Source organism: Paenibacillus sp. CAU 1782, assembly GCF_054551715.1.
Window position 1 is genome coordinate 41,292 of record NZ_JBTOLL010000028.1, and the last position, 11,242, is coordinate 52,533.

The window sequence follows — 11,242 nt, forward strand, 5'->3', positions numbered from 1 at the left end:
ATCTCATCTACTCCTTCAGGATTGCCTTCACATATTCAGCGGGATTCAGCAAAGTGTGTCCCGCTTGTTCTGCAAACGGGTAAATCCACTCCGCTCCTACTCCCATTGCGATAATGATTACAAACAGCCCTGTTGCCGGAAACCACAAGTTCAGCCAATTGGCATGCCCCGATTGGATTGGCACCTTTACATCGTCCGATGCACTGGTTAACCGTTCTTCCCCCCAGAAGGCAGCCATGAATATGCGAACAAGCGAATACAAAACGATGAAGCTAGTAAGAAGAGAAATCGCCGCAAGCATATAATGTCCTTCCACGAAACCGCCGCTGATGATTTGCAGCTTTCCAGGGAACCCACTTAACGGAGGAATTCCCGCCAAAGCCAGCGCCGTAACGAAAAACATCCAGCCAAGCACCGGATGGCGCTTTAATAATCCACCCATTTTATCCAGATCGCTAGTACCGGCCGCCTGAATAATCAACCCGCCAAGGATAAACAAAAGCGCTTTGCCCACCATGTCATGAAGCAAGTAAAAAACCACTCCCGACAACGCTTCTTCATTCGCCGTCGCTAAACCAAAAGCGATAAACCCGATACTAATGATGACGTTATAATTCAATATTCGCGAGATATCCCGATAGGTCAACGCTCCCAAAGCCCCCATAATCATGGTTGCGCCCGCCATCCAGGCAATCCAAGTATGCGTTACAGCAGGATCCCCATTGAAAATCAACGTGAAAACCCGCACTAACGTGTACATCCCCACTTTGGTGAGCAGTGCACCAAACAAGGCGATAACCGCCGTAGGGGGAGCACTGTAAGAGCCAGGAAGCCAGAAAAACAATAGCAGACCGGCTTTTAACGAAAACACAATCAAAAATAGAATCGCAATGACATTTAATATCCCGTCTTGTCCGACTTCCGCCACCTTAACGGACAAGTCGGCCATGTTAAGGGCCCCCGTCACTCCGTAAAGATATGCAACCGCCACTACAAAGAGCGTGGAAGAGACAATATTGATTAATACATATTTAATCGTTTCTTTGAGCTGCAGCTTCGTGCCCCCTAGCACAATTAAAGCGTAGGAAGAGATAAGCATAACCTCAAAGCACACAAACAGATTGAAAATATCACCCGTCAGAAAAGAGCCACTGACACCAACCAATAAAAAATGTAGCAGCGGAAAATAAAAATGGCGTTGTCTTTCGTTATCAATGCTTCCCATCGAGAAAAAAACGATAAACATACCGATTAAAGCCGTTGCCAAAACAAGTAAAGCAGCCGTCATGTCGGCAACAAAAATGATGCCGTAAGGTGGAACCCAACCGCTCATATACAGGGTTTGAATTCCACCCTGCTTCACCTGCGCCACTAATACAATCGCCACTGCCATGCCCGCAATACTGCCGATTGCACTTATCCAGCGCTGAAAGGCTATATTTTTCCTGAAAAATACTAGCACGACCGCCGTCAGTAATGGAACCAGTAAGGGCCATATGAGCAAGTTATTCATTCGGTGTCCTCCCTTAACTCTTCCATATCATCAGTCCCCAATTTTTTATACGATTTATAGGCCAGTACAAGCAAAAACGACGTGACACCAAAACTAATGACAATTGAAGTCAAAATAAGTGCCTGTGGCAAGGGGTCTGTGTACGATTGTGCCTCTTCCCCCAGTAATGGAGGAGCCCCTGTTTTTAGTTTGGACATCGTAAGCAGTAACAAGTGGACACCATGAGTTAAAAACGATATTCCTAAAACAATCCGCAACAAGCTTTTCGACAGCAGAAGGTAAACGCCGATTGTAAACAAAACGCCAATCGCAATGGACATGTACAATTCCATCGTTACTTATCCCTCCCTATCGTAAATAAAATCGTTGACGCGACCCCGATGACAGTGAGGTATACGCCTAAATCGAATAATGTAGCTGTTGCGAGCTCCAGTTCCCCGATAAAAGGGATAGTAAAATAATCGAAGGTTTGACTAAGGAATGGCACTTTAAACAAGAACGATCCCATGCCGGTAAACAGCGCGATCAAAATGCCGATAACAGTCATGCGTTTGAAATCGAAAGGCACCATTTTCTCGAATCGTTCCAGTCCAACCGCTATCGCACATAACAGAAGCGCGGCCGATGCCATCAGTCCGCCGATAAAGCCGCCGCCGGGATGATGGTGTCCCATGTAGAACAGATACACCGAATACAACAAAATCAGACCAACCGCAAACTTCGCAATCGTCCGCAATATCACGTCGTTGCTTCGGATACCGCTGTAAATATCCAATTTGAATCCATATGGACGTTTCGGATTCAAAGCGTCGTCTTCCCTTCTCAGCTTGATGAGGGTGTAAATGCCGAACGAAGCAATGCCAAGCACGACAACTTCCAACAGCGTATCGAATCCCCGGAAATCAACCAAGATGACATTGACGACATTTTTGCCGCCCGCCAGCTTATAGCTATTTTCGATAAAGAAATGGGAGATAGAGTCAAACTTTCTACTGCCGCTAACGCTTAGGGAAACAAGCGTCATGACAACGCCAACGCTCACGGCAATCCCGATATTCCACAGCTTGGTTTTCCTTTTGACAACCTCTTTCTTTAATTTGGGCAAATGAGAAAAACAGAGCAGAAAAAGGGCAACCGAAACCGTTTCGACGATCATTTGAGTCAATGCAAGGTCCGGAGCCCGGAAAAGTACAAAGAATAACGTAACCATATATCCCGTCATACCCGTCAAAATAATCGCCATCAATCTGGAATTGGCGAAAGGTACCGCTAAGGCGGACAAGATGAGCGCCGTGATGATCACCACTTCATAAAAAGAAATGGGTGCAAATTCATCCATTTTCACTGTGAAGCCGCCTGCGTAAAACAGATTGAAACCCAGAGCAAAGGTCAGGAATATAAAAATGTAGATCAGATAATGCCGAATCGATCCCGTCATATACTTTCGCGTGAATCGGCTTGCACCGGAATCCAATCTCTGTAACGAATTGTCATAGAAGCTGTTTAATGAGGCACCCAGCTCTAAGGGTTCGTTCACCCACTTAAAGCGGCGATGCATGAAGAAGATCGCCGTACCAATCGCCGCAACCCCCATCGTCATGTATAGCTCGGTTGTAAAGCCGTGCCACATTTCGATATGAACCATAAACGACTCATTCGGCTGTAAACCGAATGGATATACGGCCGCCATCGCAGGTTCGATTATGGAGTGGGAAAGCAGATTCGGAAAAAAACCAATAACCACGACCAGCGAAGCCAGCACCACTGGCGGAATCAGAAGTCCAAGCGGCGCCTCGTGCGGCTTTTTCTCCAATTTATCAAATTGCGCCTTCCCACCAAATGTGCGGAATACGACCAATAGGCTGTAAGCAAACGTAAATACGCTGGCAATCCAAGCGATCATCGGGAATAAAGTTCCCCATATATCCATATTGGCAAAGGACATTTCCCGAATGTTCAACATGGCGGTAAAGAACATTTCTTTACTTAAAAACCCGCCAAACGGGGGAATCCCGGCCATGGAAAATGAGCCCAGTAGCGCGATCGTAAAGGTGACTGGCATCACCGCCATAAGCCCGCCGAGCTTGCGGATATCCCGTGTGCCGGTCTCATGATCGACAATTCCGACAACCATGAACAAAGCGCCTTTAAACACCGCATGATTGATCAAATGAAATATCGCCGCGGCAGTTGCTTTCGTGAAAAACACATATTGGCTGGTTCCGGCGTAAAACGCGGCTGCCGAGCCAAGGCCGAACAAGCTCATAATTAGACCCAATTGACTAATCGTGGAAAAGGCAAGCAGTGCTTTTAGATCGGTTTGCTTAATGGCCCGATACGATCCGTAGACTAACGTAGCCAAGCCAATGCCGGAGACAGCCCATAACCAGATCGAACTTCCGGCAAAAACAGGACTGAGACGGGCAACCAAATAAATTCCCGCCTTGACCATTGTCGCGGAGTGGAGGTATGCGCTCACCGGCGTTGGAGCCTCCATCGCATCCGGCAGCCAGATATGAAACGGAAACTGAGCCGATTTCGTAAAGGCGCCAAGCAGTACAAGCAGCATGGCCGGAATGAACAAGGCGTGCCCGGAAATGACCGACAAATCCGAAATGAGCTCCCGAATGCTAAAGGTGCCGGTCATGACATACAGAAGCACAAAACCGGCAAACATCGCGAGCCCGCCGCAAACGGTAATCGTCAATGATTTTAACGCTCCGTAACGGGATCGCTCCCTTTTATTCCAAAACGCGATGAGTAAAAACGATGAAATGCTGGTTAATTCCCAAAAGCCGTAAAGCACCATCAGATTGTCCGATAACACAAGGCCCAACATAGCGCCTATAAACAACATCAGGTAAACGTAAAAACGCGCCAGATTTTCTTTTTGTTTATCCAGATAAAAAACCGAATAAAACACCACCAAGGATCCAATGCCTGAAATCAACAGCCCGAACAAGAGACTGAGCCCGTCAAGCCAAACCGTAAACTCGACGCCGAGCGACGGAATCCACGGAAGAGAATAATGCAGGGATTCTCCGCCTGTCACAACAGGTATGAAGCTGAGCAGATACGCGAATAATCCAATGGGTAGCGGTAACATAAACCACCCCATGTGAATACCTGGCCAGACTTTCTTGAACAACGGCACACAAATCGCAAACAAAAACGGTAGCGTGATAATGACATGTATAGCTGACATTCCGGGCCCCCTTATTTCATTTTCACCCAAGTATTCCCTTGGTCGATTTAGCCAATTCACTTATCAAAAGAGCTTGCTCAAACACGGCCCCTTGTATTTCAACACCAAAAAAACACAAAAAGAGCCCGCGTTGGCAGGCTCCTCCGATTTATAACTATGAAATTGGTCTTCAAATCTGTTTGTTATTATACAGTGCCTCCTTTCTTTTTGTCAAAACGTCTTTTCTCAGGTATGAGTGAATGATTTGTGGGGATCATTAGGAAAAGAAAGGTGGTCCCTTGTTCATGAAGGAAAAATGTTTGATTTGCGGAATTCTTTTTTTCTTGACAATCGTCATGGTCATTAAATTATTTCCGGACTTTGCACAAGCTTCGAAGGTTCAAGTAAAATCACAAATATTCGAACCCCGTGAGTATGTGAAAATAGTTCGTACAATTCCTTATTCTCAGGAGGAATAAACAATGCTGACAAATATTCTATCTATTGGGGTTCCTCTTACCATGGATTGCATCCATATACTGGTTAAGAAAAAGTGCAGTTTATTTTCTTTTCATTTCTCCTATCTCCATAACAATAGCTTGTATTTTTAACACATTGGGATTGTATTTCGACTTTTGGCATATCGCTCCTTTCACTGAAAAAATCGAGCCTCTAGCTTATATGCCGTTTAACTTTGGTATATACCCTGTACTAGGATCTTTAATGACAATCCTTCTTCTTCAAAGTAGGTTTAAACCCATAACCATCATTACTTTTTTCAGCTTTACAACATCTGTATTCGAATTCCTTGCTTACTTGTTGGGTATTGTTTCTTATGAAAATCATTGGAATATAGGGTGGACATTCGTTTCCTACCTATTGGCCTATACGCTTATCTATATCTACGCCATGGCAATAAGAAATCGGATGAAATTGTTTTGACCAGTTGGGCTTCGGTTTCCATGTTACATGCATACCTTTTTCCAATTGCTAAATCATTGCATTTCCATCTGGTTCTCAGCTATAATGACGTAAATGAATAAGAAGTTAAAGGTGGAGCCTGTCATTAACGGGATTGCTCTATCTAATTTTAGGGAGCCTGTGATACGGGTTCCCTTTTTGTTTGCCCATAACAAGAATATGAAATATCCGAAAGAAGGGCTAACGTTTTGACTAAAAAAATTCTTTTACAATCGCTGATTCTTCTAGCTATCCATTTATTGTTGGCTGGGTGTTCAACATCATCTGTTGCAGATCAGAATATGTCAGCAGGAAAATCTTTTTTTGTTTTCGACACTATTGTTCAGGTGAAAATTTATGATCGATCAGTTCCGAATTCCCTGTTTGAAGATATTGAAGATTTGCTGCATCAAATTGACCAGGAATTAAGCAGAACCAATCCTTCAAGCGAAATCTACAAGGTGAATGAGAGTGCAGGTCTTTTTCCCGTACAAGTCTCATCGAGCACATTTGATCTAGTCTCCGAAGCCATTACGTACGCAGACAAGACGGATGGGCGGTATAATCCTGCGATTGGTCCTCTGGTACAATTGTGGAATATCGGAAACGAGGGGGCACACATCCCCAATGAAGAGGAGATTCAATACACGATTGCATTAACGGATTACAAAAAAGTTGAGACTGATGAAAACAACAACACCATATTTTTGAAAGAAAATGCCATGATTCTCGACCTTGGTTCAATTGGAAAGGGATATGCGGCAGATCGGATAAAAGAATATCTGCTGAGCCAAGGCGTGCGGAGTGCACTTATTGACCTTGGGGGCAACATCGCCGTTGTTGGTTCTAAGCCGTCAGGTTCATTATGGTCGATAGGCATTCAAGATCCGGACGAAACCAGAGGCACTCCCATCGGCACGGTAAAAGTCCAGAATAAAACAATCGTGACTTCGGGCATCTATGAACGATATTTCATCGAAAACAATCAGTATTACCATCATATTCTTGATCCTGAAACCGGTTATCCCATAGAGAGCAATCTAAGCAGTGTCACCATTATTGCAGATTCCTCAGCCGAAGCAGATGCATTATCAACAATCGCCTTTTTATTAGGAATAGAACAAGGCATAGCATTTATCGAAGCTACTCCATCCGCTGAAGCAATTTTTGTATCCAAAGATAAAGGATTGTATGCAACTTCTGGCTTTCTGGATTCTTTCCATAAATCCAATGAGGAGTACCATATCGTGAACTAACGAAAGGAAGTGCTTTTTTGAAGAAGCAATTCATTGTAATTGGTCTAGGCAGATTTGGAGCGAGTCTTGTAAAGACGTTGATTATAAATGGCCACGAAGTGCTTGCCGTAGATAAAAATGAGCATCTCGTACAAGAAATTTCAGGGATCGCCACTCATGCCATCCAAGCCGATTGCACGGATGAAGGCGTGTTAAAGGAGCTGGGTGCACGAAACTTCAGTCATGCCATTGTTGCGATCGGGGACGACTTGCAAGCAAGCATTTTAACGACCCTACTATTGAAGGATTTGCAAATCCCTAGAGTAACGGCCAAAGCAAAAAACGAAATGCACGGTCAGGTCTTAACCAAAATTGGCGCTGACCATATTGTTTATCCGGAACGGGACATGGCCGCGCGCCTAGGAAACCAGCTTAGCTCCGACAATCTGATTGATTACATCGAGCTCTCGCCTGACCATAATTTAGTGGAATTGAAGGCTCCCGCCGCAATGAACGGCAAATTGCTTCACCAATTAAACATTCGGGCAAGGTACGGCTGCACGATCATGGCAATCAAAACAGGGGAGCAAATGAATGTTTCGCCAAAGGCGGAAGATGAAATTCGTACGGGCGATATCATGCTGATCATCGGAAACAACTCGGACATTCGGGATCTGGAAGACGATTATGAACAGAAATAATCACCACCAAGGAGCCTCCTTGCTCGATTGGCTCGCCTTTATTGTAAATCGATTAAAAAAACGTATGAACCCTCCTCAATTAATACTTATTATCTTTTTTGCTCTCATTTGGGTGGGTGCTCTGCTTCTGATGCTTCCCTATTCTTCTGCATCGGGTCGGTCCATAGGGCTTCTTAATGCTCTATTTACAGCAACTTCCGCCGTCTGCGTTAATGGCCTGGTCGTTGTGGATACCGGAAGCGTGTTTTCGACCTTTGGGCAGATTGTCATCATGATTCTCATCCAAATCGGCGGATTGGGCTTTATGACCGTTGGCGTTATGGTCGCTATCATCATAGGTAAACGAATTGGACTGCGTCAGAGACTCATCCTTCAGCAAACGACGCACTCCACCTCATCGCAAGGTTTGGTGAAGCTCTCGATATATATGGTCTTGATTGCTTTCGCTTTTGAAGCATTAGCGATGGTTGTCCTAACCCTTCGTTGGCATTCGGACATGGGATGGGGGCAAGCTGCTTATTACGCGCTTTTTCATTCCATTTCGGCGTTTAACAATGCGGGTTTCTCCCTATGGTCGGATAGCTTGTCGCCTTTTATTGGCGATCCTTTCGTAAATTTGACCATTGTTGTCCTGTTCGTAACCGGAGGCCTTGGCTATATCGTAATTGTCGAGGTTTTTAGCAAGCAATCCTGGGGCAAGTTCTCTCTACACACCAAAGTGGTATTACTGGGGTCGGCGATCCTTTATGCCGCAGGTTTTGCTTTGATTTATTTACTTGAAAGCTGGAATCCTGCAACCTTCGCGGACTTAAATACAAATGAGAGGATCTGGTCCGCCTTCTTTCAGGGAGCCGCCCCAAGAAGCTCCGGCTTTAATACCATTGATATCGGGAGCATGCTGACCACTTCTCAATTTCTCATTATCATTCTGATGTTTATTGGAGCTGCTTCCGGCGGAACAGGTGGCGGCATCAAGGTAAACACGGTGTTCGTCCTCGTATTGGCGACGCTGAATACGTTCCGTGGCGGGGGACAGATTCACGCATTTAAACGAAAAATATCGTCTGAAACCGTCTTCCGTGCTTTGGCAGTCGCTATCAGTTCCCTTGCCTTCGTGCTGCTCGTCTCTTTGCTACTTACGCTTTCGGAAGGTATGCTGGAAGAACATTTTTTGGAAGTGCTATTTGAAGCCACCTCCGCTTTCAGCACAACCGGATTGTCGATGGGACTGACTACCGACTTATCCCCGCTAGGCAAGATCATCATCACGATCACGATGTTTGCCGGCCGTCTGGGACCACTGACACTTGCTTTTGCATTAGCTCAAAAAACGCGCTCCTCCAAAATCGGTTATCCCGAGGATCATGTGTTGATCGGCTAATGGTCAATTTTATAGAAGATGAGGTCGAATTCAGTTATGGACACTCTTAATTTACTGCTCAAATATGTATTTCTGGGAGCCGTTCAAGGGTTTACGGAACCCATCCCTGTATCTTCAAGCGGTCATCTCATTGTGATGCAGCAACTCATTGGATTGCAGCATCGAGGACTTTCATTCGAAGCTCTTTTAAATGCAGCTTCACTTATAGCCATTATATTCATTTATCGCCACATGCTTCTCCGCTTAGCCATTAATGGCTTTCGCTTTGTTCAAACCCGGGAACCGAAATACCGGGCGGATTTTAGATTTATTCTCTACGTCATTCTAGGTACTATCCCGGCTGGATTACTTGGTCTACTATTTACAGATACCATTGAAACCATATTTTCATCGATCAAAATGATCGGCATTTCCCTTCTAGTTACCGGTACGGCGCTCTGGATCATACGCAACATGCGGGGAGTCAAACGTGACGGAGATTTAACGTTCAGGGATTCCATTCTTGTTGGATTCGCGCAAGCGGTAGCCTTGATTCCTGGAATTAGCCGCTCAGGCGCTACCGTCATCAGCTCGATCGCTGTTGGCATGCGGCAAGAAACGGCGTTGCGGTTTTCGTTTATGCTCTACATTCCGATTAGTCTTGCAGGCCTAGTTCTTAGCGTTTCCGATATCGCAAAGGATCCGGAAATGTCTACATTGTGGGCGCCATATATACTAGCATTTGTCGCTTCCTTGGTATTTACTTATATATCCATGAAGTGGCTGATGAATGTTATGGAAAAGGGAAATTTGAAATATTTCGCTTACTATTGCTTTGCCGCAGGTATTGTGCTTATCTTTATTCTGTAAAGAAACCGGGGGGATAGTTTGTTGGAAACCGAAATCGCCAATCAGCCCTACATCCATTTGGAAAGAAAAATAACAAACAATGAGCAGGTAACGCTCACAACCCATCATCAAATCATTATTTATCCTTCTCGTATCGTCACTCATCACCACGTATTTCAAATGAACGAAGTTCATGATATGTCTTATCGACAATTTGGAGAAAAAGGAGGGATTTTATACTTACATACGAATCGAGGGGTATATCCATTTCATGTGGAATCCGCCCCCATTTCGTTAATAAAAGCATATAAAAATAAAGTGAGCCCATTAAGTTAACCAATTCAATGAAGAACGCCAATCTACCAAAAAATAGGGTTCGTTAGATCTCCCACGAATAACCCTCGGAATTAGAAATTATACACCCTCTTTAAGCCAGTATCTATTAGCTGCTATAGTGCAGCGTATTTCTCCTTTATCTTCATGCTTTATGGATTTTAATGGGGAAGTTATCCGCAGTAAGTCCTTCTACAATTAATACCTGTTCATCTTTTACTTCAGGTATTTCCAGTGTTCTCTTCACTACTAGTACAGCTTTATTGGGAATATGTGGATATTTACATGCAATCCTTTCAGTAAGTTCCAAATTGATTTTCAACAAATCTCCTCTGAGTATCTCGCCGTGAATTTCTATGCCATATCTGATTCTTAGCCATTAAGATGAAATACCTGCTAAATCCCGTCCCTTTTCTTGTAAAAAGACATTGTACTTCATATCTTCTCCTCCAAATTAAGAAAGCACCTCTTAATAAAGCCAAGTTGACTCTATCAAGAGGTGCTTCCTCAGTATTTTATTCGATTAAATGTAGTATATAATAAGAACTACAACAGTACAATCGCATTCCACTACGCGTTGATTCCTCAAGTGATTTGAAAGCTGGTCTAGGTACTATTGTACATCTCTTTCCTATTTCAACTTGCAGCGCTCTTTTTGTAATTCCAAACGTATCCTCGCAAACCCTTCAGGTGTAATGATAATACAATATACCATCATCCGTGTGATCTTGCCGGAGCTGGATATTCCCTTCCTTTTATTTCCTCTTTAAAGCGGTTCCATAAAGCAAAATGACTTCTAAGCTTCGGATTGAAAACTCCTTCCGAAAGAAAGAGGAGCTACTTACCAGGTTAATTCCTCTTTGTAACATCTGTTCAATTTTTGGGAAAATAACGAGGTCCTTGATTATCTTTAATTCTTCTTTTGTTTGCACTCCTGTTATTTTTACCTGATTATGCTGCTCATACTGCTTTTTGGATCGTCTACACTAAGTTGGACAGAAAAAATAAGGGCTTGTAGAATAAACGTATCATGCTAAGGAGCGGATCTCTACAATGCCTAAAAAACAACGACGCACATTTACAACGGAATTCAAAAAGCAGATGGTG

At 44.0% G+C, this 11,242-nt stretch carries 9 protein-coding genes; 5 read left to right on the forward strand and 4 right to left on the reverse strand.

Annotated elements, in window-relative coordinates:
* Positions 1–7 precede the first annotated feature (7 nt).
* From ACX93W_RS26535 to ACX93W_RS26545, 3 genes are read right to left on the reverse strand one after another with little or no spacing between them, the layout of a single operon-like run.
* Positions 8–1,513, reverse strand: coding sequence for a Na+/H+ antiporter subunit D (locus ACX93W_RS26535; RefSeq protein WP_459395379.1), 1,506 nt, complete (start codon positions 1,511–1,513; stop codon positions 8–10).
* The gene (locus ACX93W_RS26540; RefSeq protein WP_459395380.1) at positions 1,510–1,845 is read right to left on the reverse strand and encodes a Na(+)/H(+) antiporter subunit C; all 336 of its coding nucleotides are present in this window, start codon (positions 1,843–1,845) and stop codon (positions 1,510–1,512) included. The genes ACX93W_RS26535 and ACX93W_RS26540 overlap by 4 nt, the downstream gene beginning before the upstream one ends.
* 2 nt (positions 1,846–1,847) lie before the next feature.
* Complete coding sequence (locus ACX93W_RS26545) at positions 1,848–4,718, reverse strand: Na+/H+ antiporter subunit A (protein ID WP_459395381.1); 2,871 nt, start codon at positions 4,716–4,718, stop codon at positions 1,848–1,850.
* Between the two features lie 1,148 nt (positions 4,719–5,866).
* On the opposite strand from ACX93W_RS26545, the gene ACX93W_RS26550 reads away from it, so the two are divergent.
* Genes ACX93W_RS26550 through ACX93W_RS26570 form a run of 5 tightly spaced genes read left to right on the forward strand, consistent with a single transcriptional unit; the run spans position 5,867 to position 10,138 of the window.
* Positions 5,867–6,913 (forward strand): FAD:protein FMN transferase, encoded by a 1,047-nt coding sequence (locus tag ACX93W_RS26550; protein ID WP_459395382.1) that lies wholly within the window; start codon positions 5,867–5,869, stop codon positions 6,911–6,913.
* 17 nt (positions 6,914–6,930) lie between these two features.
* Complete coding sequence (locus ACX93W_RS26555) at positions 6,931–7,593, forward strand: potassium channel family protein (protein ID WP_459395383.1); 663 nt, start codon at positions 6,931–6,933, stop codon at positions 7,591–7,593.
* Positions 7,580–8,974: a TrkH family potassium uptake protein gene (locus ACX93W_RS26560; RefSeq protein ID WP_459395384.1), complete on the forward strand. Its 1,395-nt coding sequence runs from the start codon at positions 7,580–7,582 to the stop codon at positions 8,972–8,974. The genes ACX93W_RS26555 and ACX93W_RS26560 overlap by 14 nt, the downstream gene beginning before the upstream one ends.
* 36 nt (positions 8,975–9,010) lie before the next feature.
* Positions 9,011–9,823 carry an undecaprenyl-diphosphate phosphatase gene (locus tag ACX93W_RS26565; protein ID WP_459395385.1) on the forward strand — a complete coding sequence of 271 codons (813 nt, stop codon included), beginning with the start codon at positions 9,011–9,013 and terminating at the stop codon, positions 9,821–9,823.
* Positions 9,824–9,844: 21 nt separating this feature from the next.
* Positions 9,845–10,138, forward strand: coding sequence for a hypothetical protein (locus ACX93W_RS26570; protein WP_459395386.1), 294 nt, complete (start codon positions 9,845–9,847; stop codon positions 10,136–10,138).
* 142 nt (positions 10,139–10,280) lie between these two features.
* Here the strand turns inward: ACX93W_RS26570 and ACX93W_RS26575 are convergent, their stop codons facing one another.
* Complete coding sequence (locus tag ACX93W_RS26575) at positions 10,281–10,457, reverse strand: hypothetical protein (protein WP_459395387.1); 177 nt, start codon at positions 10,455–10,457, stop codon at positions 10,281–10,283.
* Positions 10,458–11,242: the final 785 nt, after the last annotated feature.